This window comes from Herbaspirillum sp. GCM10030257, from assembly GCF_042666555.1.
Taxonomy (GTDB): domain Bacteria; phylum Pseudomonadota; class Gammaproteobacteria; order Burkholderiales; family Burkholderiaceae_D; genus Noviherbaspirillum.
Window position 1 is genome coordinate 141,401 of record NZ_JBHTDH010000007.1, and the last position, 23,831, is coordinate 165,231.

Genomic DNA, 23,831 nt, shown 5'->3' on the forward strand with positions numbered 1-23,831 from the left:
GACTTATTTAAGAAATGATGGATAGCCGAGCAGCAAGAGAACCACGAGCATCAACATGAACGATACGCCTTTCCAGAAAACGACAGGATTACGTTCGATTAGTGGCGGACGTGTCTTGTTGAGGAAGGCCTTGTTTGGATGACGCAGATCGAAGATAAACTCGGATAAGTCACCGTACCGTTTATCCGGTTTCGGATGCACTGCTTTCCGGATTGCTTCATCCACCCATACTGGAATATCGCGACGATGTTCGAGCACGGATTGATAGCTCAGTCTATTTTGCGATGAACGGGTTCTGGCTTTTGCCACCTGTGTCCCATAAGGCAGGCATCCCGTCAGCATGTGATAAGCAATCACTCCCATTGAAAACTGATCCGAACGCGATGAGGCTTCTTCCTCCAGAAAATATTCCGGCGCGGTATAGGGCGCCGTTCCGAGCAAGTCAAGGAATCCGGATCTGATAGTCATTTCCGTTATGCCTGCCACTTTCGTTGAACCAAAATCGATAATTTTCACCGTGCCGGTCGTATCGATCATGATATTGGCAGGCCGCAAATCCTGATGCAGCATTTCCAGTCGATGAAAGGCACGCAATCCTTTGGCGATCTGTTCAATAATCCGGCGCACTGTATCGAGGTCGGGTTTTGGATGATCAGTCATCCACTGGGACAGTGTCTGGCCGTAAATGAATTCCGTGACGACGTACAGGTAATTGCGCTTGCGGTTGGGTAAACATGGCTTCAGCACATGCGCGCTATTGATGCGTCGCGCAATCCACTCTTCCATCAGGAATCGTTCCAGATACATTGGATCGCCTCTCAGATCGACCGATGGCGTCTTGATACTGACTTCAGTACCGGTCTCCTCGTCAAGGGCCAGGTAAACATGGCTGCGGCTGCTGGCATGCATTTCCCGGACGATTCTGAAACCATCAAACGTCATCCGCGGCTCAAGCAATGGAGGCAAAGGCAATTCAGCTAACTGTTGGTACATCTCATTGGCATCAGGCGCCGGTAACGTATCGACCCTGGCGATCTGGATGGTCAGGTTATCCTTGCTTCCTCGACGGTATGCTTCCTCGACGATGGCCTGTGCAGCCTGGTCCAGGTTGTCTCGATTGTCATGGACTGTTGCCATGATAAAGCTGGGGTCGACATACTCATAGACGCCATCTGTCGCGAGCAGGAAGAGATCGTTCCGCTCGATCTGCAGCGTGCGATAATCGATTTCAATCTGTTGATGCACGCCCAGGGCGCGACCAAGGTAACTCTGCTTGGCTGACACCCATGTCCGATGATCGTTCGTCAACAACTCTGCAGTATTGCCGCGCACATGGTAGATCCGCGAATCGCCGATATGGAAGATATGGGCCGTCGTCGACTTGATCACCATGGCACTCAAGGTGCACACATAGCCTCGGTCCTTATCGTACCGGTGCCGACTTTGCCGGGTCTGTGCATAGAGCCAGGAGTTCGTCGCAACCAGTACGCGCTCTATCGAGGTCTTGACTGACCAGGCATCAGAGGTGCAGTAGTAATCTTCCAGAAAACTGGTGACGGCCGACTGGCTGGCGACATGACCCACATCGCTGCTGCTGATACCGTCAGCGATGGCAAGCGCAACGCCCTTGGTAATTAACAGCGATTCGTGAGGGATATAGGCACCGTGGAAATCCTGGTTGATTTCCTTTCGTCCCTTATCGGAATGCTGTCCGACCGATATGTTTAATTGACTGGCCATCTAGTCGAAAGTGCCTCAGTGTCTGGTGGTACTGAGGCGCTTCTCTGACAGTTTCCTTTGCGTCCTCTGTGATTAACGGAAGGAACGCTTTGGAGCGGTTTTCACGTGCGTTGCGTACAGAGTCAGACCGGTGAATGCAAGTCCGCCCACCAGATTGCCAAGTACGGTCGGGATTTCATTCCAGATCAGGTAGTCCATGAGTGAAAAGTTACCTCCCATGAGCAGGCCCGACGGAAACAGGAACATGTTGACTACCGAATGCTCGAAGGCCATGGCGAAGAACAGCATGATCGGCATCCACATTGCAATGACTTTCCCACCCACTGTCGTCGAGATCATCGCACCGACCACACCGAGCGACACCATCCAGTTGCAAAGCATGCCTCTGACAAACAAGGTCAACATTCCCGCAGCGCCATATTGTGCGTAGCCCAGCGTGCGTGATTCGCCAATGACGCCGATTGCATGGCCGACCTTGCTGGGTTCGGTCGAAAATCCATTCGTGAAGACAATGGCCATCAGGACGGCAACCGTGAAGGCACCCAGAAAGTTACCTGCAAAAACGATACCCCAATTCTTCAGAACCGCGCCGATTGTGACACCCGGACGTTTGTCGATCAGTGCCAGTGGCGTCAATACGAACACGCCGGTCAACAGATCGAAGCCGAGAAGGTAAAGCATGCAAAAGCCAACCGGGAACAGGATGGCTCCAAAGATCGGAGATCCGGTCTGCACCGAAACAGTGACCGCAAATACAGCGGCCAGCGCAAGGATCGCTCCAGCCATGTAAGCCCGGATCAATGCATCCCTGGTTGCCATGTAAATCTTCGATTCGCCGGCGTCGACCATTTTTGTGACGAATTCCGAAGGCGCCAAATAGGCCATGATGTTTCCTTTTAAGTCGCGATGATGATGATTGAAAAACAAAAATCCTATGCGTCAGACGGCAACCCAGACAGTGCGGTTTTCAATTCGAACCGGATAGGTACTTACTGAGTTCTGGGGAGCTTCAATACATTCGCCATTACGAAGATCGAAGTGATGCTTATAAATCGGCGATGCCACGACCACACGCTCGCCGAGATTGCCGACCAGTCCACGCGAAAGAACGCTGGCATGCGCATTCGGGTCGTAGTTATCAATTGCAAACAGGCGTTCGGTATCTGCCTTGACATGAAATACCGCTACATGCCTGTCCTTGACCAGCGCGCAGATACCGGTATTGGGAACAATGTCGTCTACCGAACATACTGCGCTCCAGCTTGTAATCTCGATGTCGTTATTCATGATGGTTAACCTCAGGCTGCCTTGGCAATGATGGGAATGGTGACTTTGCGTTCTTCCGGCGTGGCAGGACGTATCTGGCCGCGCTCTTCCACGAACACGACGTTCTGGTCCGGCTGGTCGCTGTTAACGAACTGGCGGAAACGCTTGCGTGTTTCCTGATCGGTCACGGCGTTCTTCCATTCACACTCATAGGTGTCGACGACGTGTTGCATGTGGGCTTCGAGTTCGGCCGCCATGCCAAGCTTGTCCTGGATTACGACTTCCTTCAGATAGTCAAGGCCGCCTTCCAGGTTGTCGCGCCAGACACTGGTGCGCTGCAGGCGATCCGCCGTACGGATATAGAACATCAGGAAACGGTCAATGTAACGGACAAGGTCTTCTTTCGACAGGTCCGATGCCAGCAATTCGGCATGGCGCGGCTTCATGCCGCCATTGCCGCAGACATACAAGTTCCAGCCCTTTTCGGTCGCGATCACGCCGACATCCTTGCCCTGTGCCTCCGCGCATTCGCGTGTGCAACCGGAGACGCCGAACTTGATCTTGTGCGGTGCGCGCAATCCCTTGTAGCGGTTCTCGAGTTCGATCGCGAGACCGACGCTGTCGTCGACACCATAGCGACACCAGGTCGATCCCACGCAGGATTTGACAGTACGCAGCGATTTGCCGTAAGCGTGGCCGGATTCAAAGCCGGCATCGATCAGCTCTTCCCAGATGGCCGGCAGCTGGTCGATACGGGCGCCGAACAGGTCGACCCGTTGCCCGCCGGTGATCTTGGTGTACAAACCGTATTTTCTGGCGACCTGACCTACTGCGATCAGTCCATCCGGTGTTACTTCGCCGCCCGGCATACGAGGCACAACGGAATAGGTACCGTCCTTTTGAATGTTTCCGAGGAAGTAGTCATTCGAATCCTGAAGGCTGACATGTTCTTTCTTGAGTACAAAGTCGTTCCAGCACGACGCGAAGATGCTTGCCACCACCGGTTTGCAAACATCGCAGCCCAGGCCTTTACCATGCATGGCCAGGAGCGCATCGAAGCGCTTGATCTCGCCAACGCGAATCAGATGGAACAGCTCCTGGCGCGAGTAGGCGAAGTGTTCACACAAATGATTGTTCACCGCGAAGCCCTGTTTTTTCATTTCCGCTTTCATGACCTGCGTTACCAGCGGAACGCAACCACCGCACGCGGTGCCGGCTTTTGTGCAGGACTTGAGTTCGCCAATCGTCGCGATCCCGCCGGCAACGGCTTCGCACAACTGTCCCTTCGACACGTTGTTGCAGGAGCAGATCTGCGCGGAAGCCGGTAGCGCGTCCACACCCAGGCCGGGCTTGGCCTTGCCATCGCTTTGCGGCAGGATCAGGAACTCGGGCTCAGCAGGCAGTTCAATCCGGTTCAACATCATCTGCTGCAGCGTGCCGTATTCGGTGGCGTCGCCAACCAGCACGGCACCAAGGAGATGTTTGCCGCAGTCGGACACGACAATTTTCTTGTAGACCTGCTTGCGTTCGTCGGCAAACTGATAGGCACGGCTGCCGGCACTGGTGCCCAAGGCGTCACCGATACTGGCGACATCAACGCCCATCAGCTTGAGCTTGGTACTCATGTCGGCACCGGAAAACTCAGCCGCCTCGCCGGCGAGATGTTTGGCCGCGACACGCGCCATGTCGTAGCCTGGTGCAACCAGGCCAAAGATCTGGCCGTTCCACAATGCACATTCGCCGATCGCATAGACATCCGGATCGGACGTGCGGCAATGGTTATCGATGACTATGCCTCCGCGCGGCCCGATGGAAAGGTCGCTTGCACGTGCCAGCTCATCGCGCGGGCGAATGCCGGCGGAGAAAACGATCATGTCTGTCTCAAGATGCGTGCCGTCGGCAAACACCATGCGATGCCGCGCGCTTTCGCCGTCCACGATCTCGATGGTATTCTTCTGGGTATGTACCTGTACACCGAGGTCTTCGATTTTCTTGCGCAGCATGCGGCCGCCGGCGTCATCCACCTGGACTGCCATCAGGCGCGGCGAAAATTCGACAACGTGGGTGAGCAGGTTCATGTCACGTAGTGCTTTCGCGCATTCGAGCCCAAGCAGACCACCACCGATAACCACGCCGCTTGCTGAACGGCTGCCGCATTCGAGCATGGCTTCGAGGTCTTCAATAGTACGGTAGACAAAACAGTCCTGACGGTCTTTGCCGGGAACAGAAGGCACAAAGGGATACGATCCTGTGGCAATAATCAGTTTGTCGTAAGACAGAGTTTCGCCGGTGCTTACCGTGACCGTCTTGTTGTGGCGGTCAATGGCGGTTGCAAGTGTGTTCAGCTTGAGCAGCAGGTTGTCACGATTGAAGAAATCCGCGGATACGAGCGACAGGTCGGCTGCCGATTTTCCCGCAAAGAATTCTGACAAATGAACCCGGTCGTATGCGGCGCGCGGCTCTTCGCAGAGTACGGTCACTTCCGCATCGCGGATATTGGCTTCGTCCAGACTTTCCAGAAATTTGTGGCCTACCATGCCGTGGCCAATGACGAGAACTTTCATAGCGTTTCCTTGGACGTGAATATTGGTGACGTCAGCAGAGCTGCATCATTTTTCGGATTTTGGATGAGAGGCGAATTGGGCCGGCGACAGAAACCTGCCCTGGAAGGTGTACCGGCGGATAGTCGTGCGAGCGCGTTGGTGAATGTATCAATGATCCTGCTGAGGAAATGGGACGAAAGCATGCTCCACACAATGTGAGTGGTTTGCATCAAAGCCGCCAGTACGCAGAAGCAGCCAATGCAGTTCGCTTTCCTTAACATCCGTTATCCATAGCTGTACGCGCATCTTGGCACCAGCCGGCAGGCTGCTGCTTCAATGCACGGGACACCATTGTCCAATGCTTGCCCGACGTTGGGCGTAGTACTACTAAGCGCTATTGCTTTGTACTGACTTTAGCAATCGGCATGCCATATCACTTGTGCCGGTTTTCTGGACGGGATGACGGATTTTCTGCATCACCTTGGGGTGTTGTGCCTCAACACAGCGCATGACGCTGATGTCTTCGCACTGCGAAAGTGCGAACGAAACCGGTATTTGCACCAAGGTGTCCGTTGGCGCACATGCCGGCGAGTCTTTGCTTTTGCTCAGCCTACCGTTTGATGTTTTCGATATCAGATTTTGCCGCTCGGCCTAATCTGACGGTATGGCGTATTCCCGATAGCAGTCCAGGATTGCGCCTGATGCAGCATGAAACAATTCGGAAGGAACCCTATGCAAAACGATTTTGACAAAGCGCGCCGCGAGATGACGGGCAACATGCCAACCGGCGAATACCGTATGGACAAGATGGAATTTCGCGTGACACGCCGTTCCCCAGTGGCTGAGTCGGCGACGGAGGACCGGAAAAACTGGAAGCGGGAACCCGATAACGAAGCGGACTATACCTGGTTCCTGATTTAAGCAAACAGCGCGCTCAAAACGCGCGGAATGTAAGAAGCATGTCAAAAATGTAACCAGGCGTATCCCGCTTGACACAAGCCAAACCGCCTCTCGAAAGCGGAGTTAATCTATAGATGCATTAAGAATCCCTGTGATGAAGCATTTTCAGCCCGCTGCCTAAATTGGTCAGCGGGCTTTTTTATGCGTCCGGCTTGGCCCGTCCCTGTATCCTGAAAGACTTAAGAATGATGTTTGAGCCTGGGCGCCAGATTTCCGCCCTTCTACCGCCTGATTGCGAAAGGTCTTTACTGACCAATCAAGGTTAGCAGCGGTGATATGGCGGGCACTTTCTGTTCCGCGTTGAAAAGGCGTGCATGAAGAAACCCGGCAATCCGCTGCTGTGTGTCGGCAAGATAGGGAATATTGAAGTGATCCGATCCTGGCACGGTCTGATCGACCTGTACGCTGGCGAGCTTCGATACCAGGAGGTCCGTGTGCGAACGCGGTATGACGCTGTCGTTCTCGGCGCGCAGGACTAGGACCGGCCCGACAACCTTCGACGCGTGTTTGATCGACTCAAAGCGATGTCTGAGTATCAGCGAAACCGGGATCGTCTTGAAGCGACGCTTAGCAATCGCGAGAATCGAGTCGTAGGGCGTAATCAGCACAGCGGCAGCGGCAGGACGCTGCGCCGCCACTTGCAAAGCAACACCTGAACCGAGGCTGCGACCAATGACAGCGATTCTGTTGGGATCAACACGCCTGTGTTCGGCCAGCCAGTCGAACAGCATCTGCCCATCTTCCACCAGATGCCGTTCGGCCGGAATGCCATCGGAATCGCCATAGCCCCGGTAGTTCATCACCAGAACCGTCATGTCCGGGCACATGGTTCCAGCGTCTCGCGCTACCCAGGAGACCTCTTCCGAGCGGCCTCCAAAATAGATCGCCGCGGGATGCGCACCCGGCGCCTTGGGCGTTAGAAGCCAGCCGCATAGCCTTGTCCCGTCCTTGCTGCGCAAGACAATCGAGCGAGTACGATGGCTGGCGCTCCTCGGATGCTCGACTTCTTTGACACGAATCGGATTGAATATCAATCTATGCTGTCTGGCAGAGAGCGTCGCAAACAGACCCAGCCATACCGTGCCTGCCATTCCGGCCAAGCCGGAGAGAATGTGTTTGCTTCTTTGCTTCATGCGGCGCCTCACATTGATGTCCCTTACTCTCAGCTTAGTTGCCGTCTGGACGGAGGTTTTGCGATCCCGCAGAGATGACAGGAACATGGCGCGGAGCTGACGTGTTTGCAACACTACATCATTGATTTACACGCGCCAGCGTCCCATCACAACGGCACAACGGCAGGTATGAATCAATGCGCCAATGCGCAGTGACTGGTTTATCATCAATCTGAATTATTGCCGGACTCAGGTCAGCGGATTGACCAGCTACGTACGCCCGAAGATGTGCGTTATCCGACCAATGGAGGAGCAATATGCGTTCACTTGCAAATAAACAGACCGTTGTCGCAGTGCGTCCCGATCGTGAAACCATGACGCGTCAGCGACTTCCCTACTTCACTGGCATCTCTGGTGACACTGCGGGAAGTACAGGGATATCGATGCATATGGTTGTGATCCCACCAGGAGCGCGCGCGGAACCGCATTCACATGCGGGTTATGAAACCGCAATTTATGTGCTTGAGGGACGCGTCGAAACGCGTTATGGAGAAGATCTTGCAGAGTCCGTTATCAGCGAGGCAGGAGACTTTCTTTTCATACCGCCGTCAGTTCCGCATGAAGCGATCAACCTTAGTGCGACTGAAGCCGCGCGGGCAATTGTTGCGCGTAACGATCCGGCGGAACAGGACCGCGTTGTGCCCTATCAAAAAAGAATGGTTTAAAGTTTCCCAAGCCGTCAGGACGGCATGATGCGTATCCTTGCGATGCGGGTGGCATGTAACATATCGCATGTGACGTGCGGGTAGCACGGCGTCGGGTAAGACACACCACGTCGTGTGTCGTGTGAATAGGATGGCGCGATCAATCCACGGCCAAGGCTTCCAGAATCATTTCTTTCTGTTCCTTGCTCGCCATACGCTCCCAGGTCTCGGCGGGAATGCTCAGTACAGACTGGGTCCGTTCTCCTGCGTTGTTCCATGCATCCTGTACCGCTTCGCTTTCGCTCGAAAAGTGTTCCATCGACTCATTCAGTTGCGCAGACCAGGTCCAGCCGGACTTTTTGGAAATGCTGTCGAAGACATAGCCAATTGCCTCCAGGGTCTCCTTCTTTAACTGCAGATCGGAGGAGATCTTTCCTTTATTAAACATTGAGACTCCAAGGAGTTGAGTAAGCAGACATCCTAGCCGGTTTCGAAGATGCACGGGCTATACCAAAACAGCCCGGCTAAAGAAATGTAAATGGCAAACCAGAAAACCAATTTTTGGCGATACCGTCTAAATGATATTGCTGAAATAAATTCGGTCTCATGAAGCGTTTACCCGGTTCAAAACGATGTCCATCGGGTCTTGAATGGACATTGCTCAGAAAACTGCCGACTATCCTGATAGTGGGTCTGGTTTGTATTGCGAGCTTCATGCTGCTGGCGAAATCGGGAATACTTGGTCTCGGGCTCAAGCAGATGGAACAAGCTTACTACCTAGGTATTGGCCTTATCCTCTTGCATTGCCAGATTGTTCTGATGGGAGGCTTGGTGTGCTTCATCGTCATGGTCATGAAGGGACATGCCTATGTTGCCGATGCTTATCCCTTGCCTGACGAGAACCAGCCGAGATAGCCCGCATTGACCGAGGCCTGGACGTCTAAGACATTTGAAGGATACCCAGCCGCGGTCAGTGCGCTGTAACACCGGCGCTCTGGCCAGTCATATCTATGCGCACCCCGGATACCATGCGACGACATTCCGCTGCACAACGCTGGCATGCTTCCGCACAGCGCTGGCAATGTTCCATCTCGTATTGTCCACATTCCTCACTACATGCCTCGCAAACGTCGGCGCACATAGTGCATATCGCGACGGCAAAATCGCTTCCACGTGCCATATAGCTGGCGGCAACCCTGCATAGTTGTGCGCAGTCCATGTCAAGCTTGATGCAGCGCGTCATCATTTTCACGTCCTCTTCCGCAAGGCATGAAGCTGCGCAGTCATCACAGCTTACTGCACAGGCATAGCACTCATCGATACATGATTGATATTGTTCATTAGCTTTCATGATTTCCTTGTGGATAGGAAATTGCCGTTGTACAAATACACAAGGGACATAGCCGAGCGTTCTGCCAAATGCCGGTCGTCCAATGCCGTGGCCCTGAAGTCGCGGGGAACATTGCGCTAAGGATTGTCTCCGCCACCCTCAGAAGTACCCGCGTCGCGCCCACCACTGGTGCCGCCACCCGTCAACGCTGTGCCGGAGCCGGACGACGTGCCGGTGCCCGTGCGTGTATCGCCTGCCGAGGCAGCCGACCCTAAACCGGCCCCACCGGCAGCGTCCGCACCAGCAGCGGGACTAACCGAATCCCCCTTCAGGGAGCCGCCGGGCGCGCCGGTGGAACCAGCCGCATCCGAGGTTTCCCGCATGCCAGGACCACCGGGCCCGCCTTTGCTGCCAGAAAGCTTTGCCCCTGCCGCCGCGTCGGTTCCACCTGCAGCGCCGACGACAGCGGAGTTGCCTGGATTGTCTGCGGCATTTTCGGTGCTATTGCCGGATGAGGCTTCCTGATGGGTTTGCCGCGCTGCGCCGGTTTCTGTCACCGGCGTGGGATTCTCGACCTGCAGCCTGCTGTCGGGATCGTCTGTTGAATCAGGCATAGGTGTGCCCCTGCTTTGCTGAGGGCCGGAGCCCATGCCTGTTGATTGATTGCCGTTCATGATCGTCATACTCCACATGGCCTGGAGAAGATCGTTAGAGACTATGCCGTTATCAAAGTTGCCGGCATCGGCCCCTCCTCCGGCTTTGGCATTGTATGTGGAAGCTGACATAACAAATACACCCTCGTATCGCGGCTATCGACTGGAGTAATCCTTCGCTACAACGTCGATCTCTTCGGCAGTCATCTGGCGCGCGGCGCGAATCGCCCGCCTCCTCTTCCTTGCCTTGCGCATACCGCTATCCCTGATAATGGTTTGCGCGGAAATTGCTGTGTTGAGATCATCCACTTCGACCACGCATTCATCGGCCAAAGGTACTCGGCATTTTTAATGCATTTTCGCACCTGGCAGATGCGTGCCGTTGTCGCGAAAATCAGCTCTCCATATCCGGGTTCGGAACCGGCGGCGAAAACCTGAAGGCAACGCCAATCCGGTTCCATACATTGACGGCGCCGATCGCAGCGGTCAGCAGCAATAGCTCCTTTTCGCTGAAGTGTTCATGCGCCTGGGCATAGTCGTGATCGGAGACAGAATTTTCCGGCAAGGAAGTGATGATTTCCGTCCATTTCAGCGCGGCCCGCTCACGCGGGGAATAAATATCGACTTCTTTCCACACCGAGACCAGATCGATTTTCTCGCGCGGCACCGCCAATCTCCAATGGCGAATCGCGTTCAGGTGATATTGCACGCAAAATGCGCAGTTGTTGATCTGGGACGCGCGCAGACTGACCAATTCAAGTAATGCCGGTTCCATGTCCTTGTCGCTTGCAGCCTTTCCAAGTGCGACGAGCGCTGCTTCCACGGATGGGGCGATGCGGGATAACTGAGACCATTCACTGCGGCTGCTTGCGGACATGATGTGCTCCTTTGAATACCAGGCAATATTGCCAGTATGTTGAGCTATCAAGCTTACGGTTTTTTACCGAGGTGTCTATGCGAGGAACGGTATACCTATCATGCAATTGGCCGCGATCTATTGGCTTACGTTTATTTCTTGCATTACCCGGCGCCCGACCACGTAAGGACGTGGCCGGGCGCCGATGGCAAGTTACGTGAGCACGTAACCATGCCGTGCCAAAGGCAGCGAACGCAAGCGTTCACCCGTGGCCGCAAACAATGCATTGCACAACGCCGGCGCCAGCGGCGGAACACCCGATTCGCCGACACCACCGATCTTCGCGCCGCTTTGAATCAGCTCGCATTCTATTGGCGGCGTCTGAGCCAAATGAAGCATGGGATAGTCGTGGAAATTGGACTGCAGTATGCGCCCCTGGTCGATGGTGATTTCTCCAGACATGGATGCGGTCAGCGCCCAGATCGTAGCACCTTCCATCTGGCGCTCAACCGTCGCCGGATTAATCACCGTACCGCAATCCACCGCGCAAACAATGCGGTGAATTGCAATGCGCTTGTCCTTGACCGAGAGTTCAACGACGGCACCAGAGATCGAGCCCCACGCCTCGGACAAGGCAACGCCAAGATGGTGCCCGGCCGGTACGTTACCCCATTGAGCCCGTTTGGCAAGCCTTGCCAACAGTTCGGCATGCCGTGGCTTTTCCTTGAGCAGCGACTGCCTGAACGCGACCGGATCTTGCCCCGCCTTATGGGCAAGTTCGTCCACAAAGCTTTCGAAGAAGAAGCAGTTCTGCGTGTATCCCACGCCGCGCCAGAAGCCGGCCGGAACCGACGTATTGACCATGGCATAGCGCACCGCAAAGTTCGGCAGCGCATAGGGTACGTCTACCGTGCCTTCCACCGATTTGGGATCGACTCCATTTTTGACGCGCGCAGGAAAATTGCGAATATAGATCGATGAACAGGCAAGCCGGGTTTCCAATGCAGCGACGTTCCCGCGCTCGTCCAGCACCGCGGCAAAGCGAGCTGCGGCGGCTGGACGGTAATAATCCTGCTGTATGTCTTCTTCACGCGACCAGATCAGCTTGACCGGCCGCTTCGCGGCTTTCGATGCCAGTGCCGCCTGAATGAAAACATCGAATTCCTCGCGCCGGCCAAACCCGCCGCCAGCGAATGTGGAGTGCACCACGATCCGCTCTTCAGGCAAACCCAGGTACGGCGCAAGCTTGTGCGCAATCTCGCCGCACACTTGGGTAGGCCCCCAGATTTCCGCACGATCGCGACGTACATCGGCGGTTGCATTGATCGGCTCCATCGTCGCGTGCGCAAGATAGGGCACTTCATAGTCCGCTTCAACGCGCGTGCCGGTACCGGACAGGACATCCTCCGGTGCACCGACGCGCTTCGCCACGGCGATACCGGGATCAGCGAGGGCATTCTTGAATCCGGCCATCAGCGTCTTGCTATCGACCATCTGGTCGGTCTGCGTTTCCCATTGCGGCTTCAGGCGAGCCAATCCCTGCTTGGCTGTCCAATAGCTGTCACCGAGCACAATGACTGCATCCTCCAGCGGCACAACCTGCTTGACGCCTCGCACGGCAAGTGCCGGCTTGCCATTGACGCGCTTCAGCTTACCACCGCGTACGGGGCATGATGCAATGGTACCAACCAGCATATCCGGCACCCGGACATCTACGCCAAAGCCCGCACTGCCATTGGTCTTGAGCGGAATGTCGAGCCGTGCCACCGGTTTGCCGATCAGTGTCCATTGTGCTGGGTCCTTGAGTTTTACCTCGGTGGGACGGGGCAACTGCGCGGCCTTGGGCGCGAGCTCGCCATAAGCCAGTACGCGACCGGTCGGTGTATGCATGACCTTGCCAAGATGCGCATGGCATTCGGCCGGCGGTACGTTCCATGTGCGCGCGGCCGCGTCGACCAGCATGACACGGGCAACCGCTCCGATGCGGCGCAACGGCTCGAATGACCATCGCGCCGACGTGCTGCTGGCGGTAGCCTGCACCTTGAACATCCGGTTTGCATAGACCGGGTCGGTCGGTGCGAGTTCTGCGCGGACTTGTTTCCAGTCACACTCGAGTTCTTCGGCAATCAGCATCGGGGCGGAGGTGTACACGCCTTGTCCGATTTCGGCGGAGGGCACCATGATCGTCACGGTACCGTCAGGCGCGATGCGCAGCCATGCATTGACGTTGTCCGGGTCGGTTGCCGACGCAGTCTGTGCAAGTGCGGTAGGTAGATTGAATCCAAGCACCAGTCCGCCTGCAAGCAGGCTGCCGGCTTTGAGAAAGCTGCGGCGATCCATTGTGATTTCTTGCATGGTCCGCTCCTTACACTTTTGGTATTGCGCGTTCGATGGCGCGTTCGACGCGCGAATAGGTACCGCAGCGGCAGATATTCGTAATTGCATCCGCTATGTCGCTACGCGTCGGCTGGGGCTTTTCCTTTAACAGCGCGGCGACGGCCATGATCATGCCCGACTGACAGTAACCGCACTGCGGCACCTGTTCCGCAATCCAGGCCTGCTGCACCGGATGACTGTTGTCAGCGGAGAGGCCTTCTATGGTGGTGATCTTTGCCTTGCCTATTGAACTGACCGGAGTGATACAGGAACGGGCGGCTTTGCCATCCACGTGTACGGTGCAGGCCCCGCACAGCCCGGCGCCGCATCCGAACTTCGTGCCGTTGTATCCAAGGTAATCACGCAGCACCCAGAGCAGCGGCATGTCCGGATCGGCGTCCACCTTGTGTGGCGCACCATTGATGTCAAGTTTGTATTGCATGTCGAACTCCTCGTGTGAATGTGGAAGGGAGTAAATCAGGAACCGGCATCGCCGCCATGCGGATGCAGGCTGCGGGTAGAGCGAAGAGCAGTGCGCGCGAAAGCACTGTCTCCGAATGCTGCGAGACAAGGAGAAGCTAATATTAATGAAGTGTCGAGGCGAGCCTTGGAGACGTTCTCCAGGAATTGCGCCATGAGGGGAAAGCTACTGATGCGGGAGAGTGGTATTTGCATCGCAGGTCCGGTCGAAAGATTGCATCACTGTAGGACGTCCGATGCATCACTACGGCGTGCATATCGAACGGCGGCTTTACAGTGAGCAATCTCCCACCGGGCAACGATGGCATTACGCCATCGATGGATGCCAGGCTGATCGCTTCTACCCACTTACGCTGGCATTTATATCTTGTATACAAGGTAGAGTCAACGACAAGCAGCGGCCTGGTTTCATCGAGGTCGCTATGCAGATGCCGTTGGCATGTGGAATATTCATGGGTGCATATAGGATCTATCTTCGTTAAAGAATAATGCCTGCTGGCTTGCAGAAGTGTACCGGTGAGCTCGCCGTTAAACACATCCATTAAAGCCCATACGATTTAGACTGGCTAAGATTTTTCCATTATTCGACGGGTGTCTTCTCTTTTCGCGTAAGGAGCATTACGGCACGCTGCTGGGACTGCGGCGACATATCCCCAAACTTTGGGTAAACCTCGGTCAGACCGGTCGCTTACTTTTCTCATAAAATAGGCATAAAAAATGGGGCTTATTGCATAATTGTTATTTATTGAAAGAGTTTCCACCTGCGAAGTTCTTTAAAGAATTGCCATATGAATCTACAAGACGTTCTTATCACAGGCGAGCTCGACTCTCGCAAAAGCAGGAGACCTGATGTCTTTGGCGAGCGCAGAGGTTTCACGACGATCGCGCGGCGTACGACCTATGGGCGCGCCGTCATCATGCAAACCATATGCGAGCAGGCTTTGGTGCTCTGTAATGCGGATTCCGCAGGCGTGAGCCTGTTGTACGACTCTGACGGCGAGGAAGGTTTTTCGTGGGACGCTCTGGCAGGTCGTTTTGCGCCGTTCGTCGGCGGAAAAGCGCCGCGTCACGAAAGTCCCTGCGGCGTGTCCCTGGAACTTGGGGCTACTCAGCTTTTTTCTCATCCCGAGCGGTATTTTGCGTGGATGCGAGAAACCGGTGTTCCCATCGCGGAAGGACTTGTAGTGCCAATGTATCAGGAAGATAAAACACCACTGGGCACCATCTGGATCGTCCTGCATGATGAACGCCGTGTATTCGATGCAGAGGATGCGCGCATCATGACTGCATTGGCAGGTCATACCTCTGCAGCATTGCGAATGGCAATGCAGGATTGAATCGATGCATTACTACGCTTAATCGGTTGGGGGAGAAGGAATTGAACCTTCACCCTATCCGGCAGACGTCGGGATTACAGCCCGGGGCGACTTAAGCGATATTCGCCTCCACCCAAACGCATGATCAAGATAATCGGGGCGAACCGGATGCCGTTTGATATAAGGTAAACTTGCCGGGGTACGAAACGCGAAATTTTCGATGAACCCAATGAGGCGCGTAAATGTATGGCGAGTGCCCGCATGATTCAATCTTGAGGAAAGCGCGCACGCAGTGAAAGGTCAATCAGCGTATCCTTGCACTGCCGTGCAACAATGCCTATGTCGCTATCTGCCGCTCTTTATGCATCTAAGCAGCAATTTCGAAAATCCGGCAATTACATCACTTTAGGAGCAATTTAATTGAATATGAGAAAACGAAAGAAGGCCCTTTATTCACGTCTCTACGTCGGCCTTCTTGCCGCAGCATTATTGGCAGAACTGGAAGAGGCTGCCGAAGCGTTGCGCGCCGCTCTGGAATCCTGATCCCGGATGATTTAAACCGACAAAGCGCAACGTCCCGTTAATTCAATAGATTAACGGGTACCCTGTTGAGTTAAGCCGATGGCAGTGAGCCATTGATGATTTCCGGATATTGAACGGGGCGTGACAAATTTGTCCGCCCCTTATTGTTTTCGGTATCGTTAGACGGCGAAGCATGCAGACCGCGTAGCCTCATCAACCGGACCTCCCCATACTGCCGCTGCGGCGCACCCGGTATAGTTCGTCCCGTTCGGCACGTAGCGCTTCCAGGCGCAGTTCCACGTTCAGCAGATGCTGTATATCGGCCGCATTTTCGCCGCTCGGGTCGCCATAGTCCAAACAACCTGCCGTAAGTTATGCAGGACGTTCGGGCGCTGGTTACCGAGAAGAACAAAAGAATGCCGTTCAGAGCGGTCTGCACAGTGTCCCAGACCGCCCGGCTTTGCATGCGCGTCGCGGGCAGAGCGCTATTGGCCGACGTGACGAAAATGACGGGGACAATGATATTGCAACTGCAATACGGCAAACTTAAGCTTCATCGTGACTAGCAGGAAGCTGAGAGCAACGAATATCTCTAACGTTTTTCCAAGATCTGGCTCGCCTGTTCAAGTCAATATCCAACTGCTGCAAGATAGCCTTCCCATACACATCCATTGCAACCGCGCCCGCAACAACTGGTGGGCTCCTCAGGCGGATCGCGAAAAGGCAGGCCTCTCTCAGCTAGTTGCGCACCGAGGTCAGCAATCCACTGGCGCGCTTGAAAAGCATTCGCGGGTAAGCGGTTTTGTGATCCGTCATTCATGCGTTTAGCTGAGTAGAGTGCGGTCGGCGCAGGTTTAATAATTAACAGTTGACATGAGAGGTTTGCCAAGTGCGGCCCTCAGTGAAATTGAAACGCAGTTGTTGCATAGCCGCCGCACAGCTACCTTCGCGCTTGCAATTTGTGTACAGCCTTGCAGTCACTCATTATTTGACGGTGCGCCTAATTTCCTTGCTATGCCGCCGACTATCCAGGGCTCCGGATGCCGCCGCCTTCAGCAAGCGCTGAAAGGTCGGGCACTCTGCGTGGCTCGGCGCCGGACACGCGACGGCATGTCGCAGTCCTCGGCTGACCGCTCGCAATTGACTGATCGTTTTGTCGATCTCATCGGCCTTGGCTGCGAGCAGTTGCCTGTCGATCACCGGCCCACCATTTGGCGACAACATGGCGCTGATTTCATCCAGGGATAATCCAGCGGCTTGCCCAAGTGCAATAAGCGCCAACTGGTCCAGCACGACCGGTGCAAAACGACGCCGCGCGCCTTGTCGACCCACCGACGCTATGAGCCCTTTTTTCTCATAGAAGCGCAGTGTCGAAGCAGGAACGCCCGCGCGCTTGGCGACTTCAGCGATATCCATTTTAAATAAGCCCTTGACTTAAAGTTGACTTCAACTTCTATAGTGAAGTCAAGACTTTCCCCTGTCAACCAAAAGGAGTGCTCATGAACATAGCAGAAGTCATTACACGAGTCATTCTCGTGGGGATCGGAGCCACCGTCGTCATGGATGTATGGCTTACGATGTTGAAATACATGGGCGTCCAGACGCTCAACTTTGCGTTCATCGGACGATGGGCGGGACACCTGTTTCGCGGCAGGTTTGCACACCGCTCCATCGGGCAGGCACAGGCCATTTCAGGTGAAGTGACATGGGGCTGGCTGACCCACTATGCAGTCGGCATTGCGTTTGCTGGATTACTTGTTGCCGTACATGGCACTGCCTGGCTACAAAACCCGTCCATCTTGCCAGCCGTCGCAGTCGGTTTTTCTACGGTGATCATTCCCTTATTTGTGATGCAGCCAGCCATGGGGCTGGGTTTTGCTGCGTCCAGGACACCAGCTCCTTTGAAGAGCTGCCTTCGAAGCATGGCCAATCACACCGTCTTTGGCTTGGGTCTCTATTTATCTGCGGTCGTCATCGGATGGATATCACGATAACGATGGCGTTTCATCTAAAGCAATCACAACCTTGTCTGGAACCAGAGAAATGAAAAAAATCGCTGTCATTTACCATAGCGCGCAGGGACATACCGAACACATTGCAACCCATGTCGCTCACGGCGCAAGAAGTGTCTCAAGCACCGAAGTACATCTGCTGAAGGCGGAGCACTTCGTGAAAAACCCCGATGATCTGGTTAAGTTCGAGGGATACATATTGGGATCACCGACCTATCTTGGCGGCGTATCGAGCCAATTCAAGGCATTCATGGATGCTACCGGCCGCCTGTGGCGCACGCAGCAACTCAAAGGCAAGCTCGCCGCCGGGTTTACGGTATCTTCGCTGCCCGCCGGAGATAAACAATCAACGCTGATGTCGATGTTCGTGTTTTGCATGCAGCATGGAATGCTCTGGGCGGGCAACCCGTTCCTGCCAGAACAGCACATCGGCGTGCCCTACGAAGAGGCCGTTAATCGACTTGGATCGTGGTCGGGCCTGATGGCTCAGGCCGGGCATTCCACTTCAGCTGAATCATTCGCGCCAGGCGATATCAAGACTGCCAGGATGTTTGGCAAAAACTTTGCCGAAACGCTGCATCGCATTTCCTGCCGGACGGTTGAAAAGCATCTGGAGACTTTGCATGATTCCTAAGAAGTTTGGACCGATCCTGTTCGCAGTCATTCTGTCGGGGCTGATGTCACTCCTGGTTTCAGGCATTTCGACATATCGTGCTACCGGCCCGATGCCGGACTTTGTCAGCATGTGGACCAGTGCATGGCTGACCGCGTGGCTCTTTGCGCTTCCGGTAGTCATGCTGGTGGCCCCACTCACCCAGAAGCTGGTTCGGCTTCTGGTTGCGGACAACTGAACCACCCAGTGCGCCGTGGGTTACCGCACGGCCGGAGTCCGGTCGTCACGCGCAAGCGGGCGGCCTACTGGTCGTGATCCGTGACATGATCAACACAACGCGAAAGGCGTTCACAATGGTTTCTGCCGGCTCAGTAATGAGCCGGTCTTTCGGCGCATGGATTTAAGATTACAATCACCGACTACCGCAGACAAACTATGGCGAAAATGAAAATCAATGAATGAAACGCTGAACATCGTCGCCTCGCCCTGGCAAGCTTTACCTTAACACCGGCATCCAGACTATGCGCTTCGAAGGAAAACTCAAATCCTGGAATGACGAACGAGGTTTCGGCTTTATCGAGCCAACGCTTGGTGGTCAACAAATTTTCGTTCATATCAAATCTTTTGACGACCGTTCACGCCGGCCCGAGATTGGCTTGCCGGTCTCGTTCGAGGTAGAGTCGGATACAGCGGGGAAGAAGCGCGCCACGCGCGTACAGGCTCTGCGGGCATCTCGTCCGGCAAGGCCCAATCGGGATAAATCTCCAGCGCAATGGGGTGCGGCAAGCTATTTTGCCATCCCGCTGTTTCTTGTTGTGTTTGCCGTTGCCGCAATTGTATGGCGCGTCCCGGGCTGGGTTGCGTTGGCATATCTGGCGGTAAGCGTTATCTGTTTTATCACCTATGCAATCGACAAATCTGCGGCCGTGGCAGGACGCAGGCGCATTCCGGAAAGTACTCTTATTTTTCTCGGCCTTGTTGGAGGATGGCCAGGTGCCATCGTCGCCCAGCAGCTACTTCGGCACAAATCAGTCAAGGCAGAGTTTCGCTCGGCGTTTTGGGGAAGCGTACTGCTCAACGTTGTATTGTTTGTCGGGCTGAGCTCGCCACTCTTTTCTAAACTGATCACATGATTTCTTGCTGCGGCGGTTTGCCTTAACATTCAGGATCGACTGCATATGGCGTATAAAGACACACTTGAGCAATAGCATGGAATGCTTGGTTATGCGGCGGGATCGGTTATCAAAGGTGGGATCTTGGTGCAATTGATGCAGGGTTTTCTTCTGACCCGACACTGGCGCGATACGGCCACCGGTACGGAAGTCGAATTCTGGCTGGCGACCGATGATGGTCCGCGTCATGTCCGCCTGCCACCGCAATCGTCGGTCGCCTTTATCCCGGCGGAGCAACACGAGCAGGCGGAAGTGGTTTTACGTGGTGAACGCGCTGTCGAATTGCGCGCTCTCGCGATGCGAGACTTTCGGCAACGGCCGGTTCTTGGCTTGTATTGCCAACACTATCGCAAGTTACTGAAGCTGGAGAAGCGCTTGCGGGAGAACGGTGTCGACGTTTACGAAACGGACGTGCGTCCTCCCGAACGCTACCTCATGGAACGATTCATCACCGGACCAGTTTGGTTTGGTGGCCAGGCCGAAGCAGGCGGAAACGGCACGCTGATCGATAGCCGGATGAAGCCTGCGAGCGGTTACCGTCCCAAGCTGAAACTCGTATCACTGGATATCGAAACCAGCGCAGATGGGGAGCTGTATTCGATTGCACTGGAAGGCTGTGGTCAGCGCCAGGTGTACATGCTTGGGCCCTCAAACGGCGACAGCACTGGACTCGATTTCAATCTCGAATACTGCGATAGCCATGCGCAGATGCTCGAACAATTAAATCGATGGCTCGAGCAGCATGATCCCGATGCGATTATCGGCTGGAACGTGGTGCAGTTTGACCTGCGCGTGCTGCAACGGCACGCGGAGCGCTGTCACGTTCCTTTGCGTTTCGGACGTGACCGTAGCGTACTGGAATGGCGCGAGCATGGTGGCAAGGCGCAGCATTTTTTTGCTGCGGCGGCAGGACGCCTGATCATTGATGGCATTGAGGCACTCAAGTCCGCGACCTGGAATTTTCCGTCATTCAGCCTGGAACATGTGGCGCAAACACTGCTGGGCGAAGGCAAGTCCATCGACAATCCTTACCAGCGAATGGCGGAAATCGACCGTCGCTTCCGCGAAGACAAGCCAGCCCTGGCGCGTTACAACCTGAAAGACTGCGAGCTGGTGACACGCATTTTTGCCAGGACAGAACTGATGTCGTTTCTGCTGGAACGTGCGAGCGTCACTGGACTGGCGATTGACCGTAGTGGCGGCTCGGTAGCAGCCTTTGAGCATCTGTATATGCCGAGGATGCACCGAAAGGGTTATGTGGCGCCCAATCTCGGTGACGTAGCCGGCGAAAACAGTCCTGGTGGCTTTGTCATGGATTCCCGGGCCGGCTTGTACGATTCCGTGCTGGTGCTCGATTACAAAAGCCTCTACCCTTCAATCATCCGTACTTTCCTGATCGATCCGGTAGGCCTGGCCGAGGGCAGTCTCCATACCGAGGATGCGGCAACGGTGCCTGGTTTTCGCGGCGCACGCTTTTCACGCGACAGGCATTGCCTGCCGGAGATCGTCAACCAGATCTGGCAAGGGCGCGAAGCTGCTAAACGGGAACGTAATAATCCGCTGTCACAGGCACTGAAAATCATCATGAACGCGCTCTATGGCGTGTTGGGATCAAGCGGTTGCCGCTTCTTCGATCCCCGGCTTGCTTCCTCGATCACATTACGCGGACACGAGATCATGCACCGCACCCGGAAACTGATCGAGGAGCAGGGTTATCAGGTGATCTACGGTGATACGGATTCCACATTTGTCTGGCTCAAGCATGCACATACGGAGGAACAGGCCGCCGCGATTGGCGACTCACTCGTCCGCTATGTCAACCAGTGGTGGGATCAGCATCTGCGACTTGAATTCGGGCTTGATAGTGCGCTCGAACTCGAAGTCGACACCCATTACAGGCGCTTCCTGATGCCAACCGTTCGCGGTTCGGAACTGGGCAGCAAAAAGCGCTATGCAGGTTTAATGGTGAAACCTGACGGTAGCGAACAAACCGTGTTCAGGGGACTGGAAACGGTACGCACCGATTGGACGCCACTGGCGCAGCAGTTTCAGCAGGCGCTCTATCTGCGCATTTTTAAAGGCGAAGCGTATCGGGACTATGTCCTCGACTATGTAAACCGTACCACCAGCGGCGAGTTCGATCCCTTGCTGGTGTATCGCAAACGGCTACGTCGACCGCTGGGCGAGTATCAGCGCAACGTGCCGCCCCATGTGCGCGCAGCCCGGATCGCCGATGAATACAATCAGCATCAGGGGCGACCACTGCAGTATCAGAATGGTGGCTGGATCCGGTATGTCATGACGTCGTCTGGTCCCGAACCGCTGGAAACACAGCGCTCGCCAATCGATTATGAACATTATCTGACGCGCCAGCTGCAACCTGTGGCGGACGCCATCTTGCCATTTCTCGGCGACGATTTTGCCAAGCTCACCAGCCGCCAGCACATCTTGTTTTGAAGTACACGTTACGGACTCCATCGTGCAGATGGGCAAGGTGACACAACAGAAGCTTGCCATTGCTGAAGAGGCTGCGGTCGCAGCCGGGCCATTGCCAGATCAGTCTGGCGATGTTGCCGAGAAGGCAGCAGCTCAAGGCACACTACGCGTCTGAACATTAAGTCCGCACTGGGAAAGGCATTGCCGTTTACATAAGTTCCACTTGCAACGGATAGACCTTAGGTCATCGTAACGATACCAGTCCTCGCCATTTGCGGTACTGGCACGTAGACGCATAGAATAAACTTCGAAAAAATGTCTGCACTTCCATGTTCTCTTCGGGAACTCGCAAATCATGTTGTAATCGAACCACGAAAGACGCAAGCCTTTTGCGATTGTTCAAACTGGATGGAATGGAGCTATGGTGAAGAATTGGCAACAAACGAAGAGTGCAGCATTTGCCCGCCAGAACACTGGTGACAAGATGCTCGGGTTAGGCTGCATCATCGCTTCGGCAAGCGTAAGTTTCGGCATGTTGGCATGGATGATTCAATTGCTCATTAATAAGGGCTTGCCGTTCTAAGGTAATTGATTTAGTCAATCTACCTGTACTCAGCATCTCTTACAGTATCCTGGCAAGGCTCTCAGCTTCCACGTCGGAACCTGGGAGTCTTGCTTTTTCTACTCTGGACTCGTCATTTACCAAGGCGCAGTGAAACGGCGACGACAGTGGTCACCCTTCTGGCGCACACCCTTGAATTCCTCATCGAGCCGCGTCATTGTTTTGTTGCATATTGTCCGAAGCGACAAAGCCGGCGGGATTGCATATCGGTAGAGATAAACCATCCTATGGACGAACGGCCTGGTTCAAAGCCCTGGCAGCCAAAGCCATTTTCAGTCGCTGTACTGGACAGCGACGCGTATCTCGCCGATACGCTATGCGGACTACTTCGCGACAGCGGATTTGTTGCATCCGCGTTCTACGATATTGCTTCATTATTGCAGGCGCACCAAACCACACGATTCGATGCGTACGTGCTGGATTATCTGGCTGACTGGTTACCGCAATCGCGTGCACTCGAAAATCTTATCGGCTCCATCCGGGGAAGCACCGACGGCAATGTACCGATTTTCGTTTTGGGCAATCAGACGGCGCCGGAACGGATCGAGCGCCTGGAGAACATCATCATGCGATATAAAGTCCGCTATGTATTAAAGCCGCTACGCGCGAGCTATCTCGCTAAAAGGATCGGCGAAGCGCTTGCCAGACATGCCGGGCTTTGACATCGACAAAGATGTCTTTTGTAGGCCGGGGGAGTGACATCAGGGTTATCGCAAGGCTCAGTCATCAATTGATACACTTCATTGACAGTACATCCGCGGACGCCGCAACCTCCACCACCACATATTGACCTGCAGACACTTGTATGTCTTGCAGAAGCTGCCGCCAAATTGCGTGAGCAGCATTCTGTTTTATCAAATCCACCTTCGGCTCCCACTGCCCCTTCATCCTGCTACGGCACTGCCTAATACATATACATCAACGCTGGTTTGTGTTTCCAACCAGATGGGACTAATCCTGATAAGCGCAACTGCGGCAGACCGCTGGCCTGCCGCTGCTCTTGCTCATTTTCATTGAGCCAGAAATCTTTCCAATATAGTTAGTGTCCAAACCGGCAATGCGCAAGTACGGCGAACAGGTTCCCGCCAGCCAGGTTGCGGCGATATGCCTGAATATTT

The 23,831-nt window shown here is 54.7% G+C and carries 25 protein-coding genes; 12 read left to right on the forward strand and 13 right to left on the reverse strand.

The genetic code is table 11. The annotated features are described in order from the left end of the window. Positions 1-3: 3 nt before the first annotated feature. The 4 genes from ACFQUU_RS12980 to nirB all read right to left on the reverse strand — a co-directional run bounded on the left by ACFQUU_RS12980 (position 4) and on the right by nirB (position 5,570). Positions 4-1,740 carry a protein kinase gene (locus tag ACFQUU_RS12980; protein ID WP_382247694.1) on the reverse strand — a complete coding sequence of 579 codons (1,737 nt, stop codon included), beginning with the start codon at positions 1,738-1,740 and terminating at the stop codon, positions 4-6. Positions 1,741-1,812: 72 nt separating this feature from the next. Then, a complete protein-coding gene (locus ACFQUU_RS12985) occupies positions 1,813-2,625 on the reverse strand; it encodes a formate/nitrite transporter family protein (RefSeq protein ID WP_382247696.1) in 813 nt (270 codons plus the stop codon). A gap of 54 nt (positions 2,626-2,679) precedes the next feature. Beyond that, positions 2,680-3,027, reverse strand: a complete 348-nt coding sequence (gene nirD / locus ACFQUU_RS12990) for a nitrite reductase small subunit NirD (protein WP_382247698.1) — start codon at positions 3,025-3,027, stop codon at positions 2,680-2,682. Positions 3,028-3,038: 11 nt separating this feature from the next. After that, positions 3,039-5,570, reverse strand: coding sequence for a nitrite reductase large subunit NirB (nirB, locus tag ACFQUU_RS12995; RefSeq protein ID WP_382247700.1), 2,532 nt, complete (start codon positions 5,568-5,570; stop codon positions 3,039-3,041). A gap of 711 nt (positions 5,571-6,281) precedes the next feature. On the opposite strand from nirB, the gene ACFQUU_RS13000 reads away from it, so the two are divergent. Continuing rightward, positions 6,282-6,470: a hypothetical protein gene (locus ACFQUU_RS13000; protein ID WP_382247702.1), complete on the forward strand. Its 189-nt coding sequence runs from the start codon at positions 6,282-6,284 to the stop codon at positions 6,468-6,470. A gap of 284 nt (positions 6,471-6,754) precedes the next feature. Here ACFQUU_RS13000 and ACFQUU_RS13005 read toward each other — a convergent pair whose 3' ends face one another. Then, entirely contained in the window at positions 6,755-7,642 is an 888-nt protein-coding gene (locus ACFQUU_RS13005; protein ID WP_382247704.1) for an alpha/beta hydrolase, read from the reverse strand. 296 nt (positions 7,643-7,938) lie between these two features. Here ACFQUU_RS13005 and ACFQUU_RS13010 point away from each other — a divergent pair, with 296 nt between their 5' ends. Beyond that, complete coding sequence (locus ACFQUU_RS13010) at positions 7,939-8,346, forward strand: cupin domain-containing protein (protein WP_382247706.1); 408 nt, start codon at positions 7,939-7,941, stop codon at positions 8,344-8,346. Positions 8,347-8,485: 139 nt separating this feature from the next. Here ACFQUU_RS13010 and ACFQUU_RS13015 read toward each other — a convergent pair whose 3' ends face one another. After that, positions 8,486-8,773: a hypothetical protein gene (locus ACFQUU_RS13015; protein WP_382247708.1), complete on the reverse strand. Its 288-nt coding sequence runs from the start codon at positions 8,771-8,773 to the stop codon at positions 8,486-8,488. A 209-nt stretch (positions 8,774-8,982) separates the two neighbouring features. Between ACFQUU_RS13015 and ACFQUU_RS13020 the strand changes: the two genes are divergently transcribed. Continuing rightward, the gene (locus ACFQUU_RS13020; protein WP_382247710.1) at positions 8,983-9,240 is read left to right on the forward strand and encodes a hypothetical protein; all 258 of its coding nucleotides are present in this window, start codon (positions 8,983-8,985) and stop codon (positions 9,238-9,240) included. Between the two features lie 552 nt (positions 9,241-9,792). Here the strand turns inward: ACFQUU_RS13020 and ACFQUU_RS13025 are convergent. The 4 genes from ACFQUU_RS13025 to ACFQUU_RS13040 form a co-directional block, all read right to left on the reverse strand. After that, on the reverse strand, positions 9,793-10,269 hold the full coding sequence (locus ACFQUU_RS13025) for a hypothetical protein (RefSeq protein WP_382247712.1): 477 nt from the start codon (positions 10,267-10,269) through the stop codon (positions 9,793-9,795). A gap of 433 nt (positions 10,270-10,702) precedes the next feature. Beyond that, positions 10,703-11,185 (reverse strand): carboxymuconolactone decarboxylase family protein, encoded by a 483-nt coding sequence (locus ACFQUU_RS13030; RefSeq protein ID WP_382247714.1) that lies wholly within the window; start codon positions 11,183-11,185, stop codon positions 10,703-10,705. Positions 11,186-11,377: 192 nt separating this feature from the next. Continuing rightward, on the reverse strand, positions 11,378-13,519 hold the full coding sequence (locus tag ACFQUU_RS13035; protein ID WP_382247716.1) for a molybdopterin cofactor-binding domain-containing protein: 2,142 nt from the start codon (positions 13,517-13,519) through the stop codon (positions 11,378-11,380). A 10-nt stretch (positions 13,520-13,529) separates the two neighbouring features. Continuing rightward, positions 13,530-13,982 carry a (2Fe-2S)-binding protein gene (locus tag ACFQUU_RS13040; protein WP_382247718.1) on the reverse strand — a complete coding sequence of 151 codons (453 nt, stop codon included), beginning with the start codon at positions 13,980-13,982 and terminating at the stop codon, positions 13,530-13,532. Between the two features lie 826 nt (positions 13,983-14,808). On the opposite strand from ACFQUU_RS13040, the gene ACFQUU_RS13045 reads away from it, so the two are divergent. Continuing rightward, positions 14,809-15,357, forward strand: coding sequence for a GAF domain-containing protein (locus ACFQUU_RS13045; RefSeq protein ID WP_382247720.1), 549 nt, complete (start codon positions 14,809-14,811; stop codon positions 15,355-15,357). Positions 15,358-16,071: 714 nt separating this feature from the next. Here ACFQUU_RS13045 and ACFQUU_RS13050 read toward each other — a convergent pair. From ACFQUU_RS13050 to ACFQUU_RS13060, 3 genes are all read right to left on the reverse strand, one after another. Further along, complete coding sequence (locus ACFQUU_RS13050) at positions 16,072-16,215, reverse strand: hypothetical protein (protein WP_382247722.1); 144 nt, start codon at positions 16,213-16,215, stop codon at positions 16,072-16,074. Positions 16,216-16,486: 271 nt separating this feature from the next. Then, positions 16,487-16,678 carry an oxidoreductase-like domain-containing protein gene (locus tag ACFQUU_RS13055; RefSeq protein WP_382247990.1) on the reverse strand — a complete coding sequence of 64 codons (192 nt, stop codon included), beginning with the start codon at positions 16,676-16,678 and terminating at the stop codon, positions 16,487-16,489. A gap of 164 nt (positions 16,679-16,842) precedes the next feature. Then, complete coding sequence (locus ACFQUU_RS13060) at positions 16,843-17,274, reverse strand: helix-turn-helix domain-containing protein (RefSeq protein ID WP_382247724.1); 432 nt, start codon at positions 17,272-17,274, stop codon at positions 16,843-16,845. An 83-nt stretch (positions 17,275-17,357) separates the two neighbouring features. On the opposite strand from ACFQUU_RS13060, the gene ACFQUU_RS13065 reads away from it, so the two are divergent. From ACFQUU_RS13065 to ACFQUU_RS13100, 8 genes are all read left to right on the forward strand, one after another. Beyond that, on the forward strand, positions 17,358-17,852 hold the full coding sequence (locus ACFQUU_RS13065) for a DUF2938 domain-containing protein (RefSeq protein WP_382247726.1): 495 nt from the start codon (positions 17,358-17,360) through the stop codon (positions 17,850-17,852). Positions 17,853-17,901: 49 nt separating this feature from the next. Beyond that, entirely contained in the window at positions 17,902-18,504 is a 603-nt protein-coding gene (locus ACFQUU_RS13070) for a flavodoxin family protein (protein WP_382247728.1), read from the forward strand. Next, positions 18,494-18,721, forward strand: a complete 228-nt coding sequence (locus tag ACFQUU_RS13075; protein ID WP_382247730.1) for a DUF2798 domain-containing protein — start codon at positions 18,494-18,496, stop codon at positions 18,719-18,721. Before ACFQUU_RS13070 ends, ACFQUU_RS13075 begins: the two co-directional genes overlap by 11 nt. A 283-nt stretch (positions 18,722-19,004) precedes the next feature. Continuing rightward, the gene (locus tag ACFQUU_RS13080) at positions 19,005-19,616 is read left to right on the forward strand and encodes a DUF1294 domain-containing protein (protein ID WP_382247732.1); all 612 of its coding nucleotides are present in this window, start codon (positions 19,005-19,007) and stop codon (positions 19,614-19,616) included. Positions 19,617-19,751: 135 nt separating this feature from the next. Then, on the forward strand, positions 19,752-22,112 hold the full coding sequence (locus ACFQUU_RS13085) for a DNA polymerase II (RefSeq protein WP_382247734.1): 2,361 nt from the start codon (positions 19,752-19,754) through the stop codon (positions 22,110-22,112). A 22-nt stretch (positions 22,113-22,134) separates the two neighbouring features. Beyond that, on the forward strand, positions 22,135-22,266 hold the full coding sequence (locus ACFQUU_RS13090) for a hypothetical protein (protein WP_382247736.1): 132 nt from the start codon (positions 22,135-22,137) through the stop codon (positions 22,264-22,266). A gap of 246 nt (positions 22,267-22,512) precedes the next feature. Further along, positions 22,513-22,674 (forward strand): hypothetical protein, encoded by a 162-nt coding sequence (locus ACFQUU_RS13095; RefSeq protein WP_382247737.1) that lies wholly within the window; start codon positions 22,513-22,515, stop codon positions 22,672-22,674. Positions 22,675-22,940: 266 nt separating this feature from the next. Continuing rightward, complete coding sequence (locus ACFQUU_RS13100; protein ID WP_382247739.1) at positions 22,941-23,375, forward strand: hypothetical protein; 435 nt, start codon at positions 22,941-22,943, stop codon at positions 23,373-23,375. Positions 23,376-23,831 lie beyond the last annotated feature (456 nt).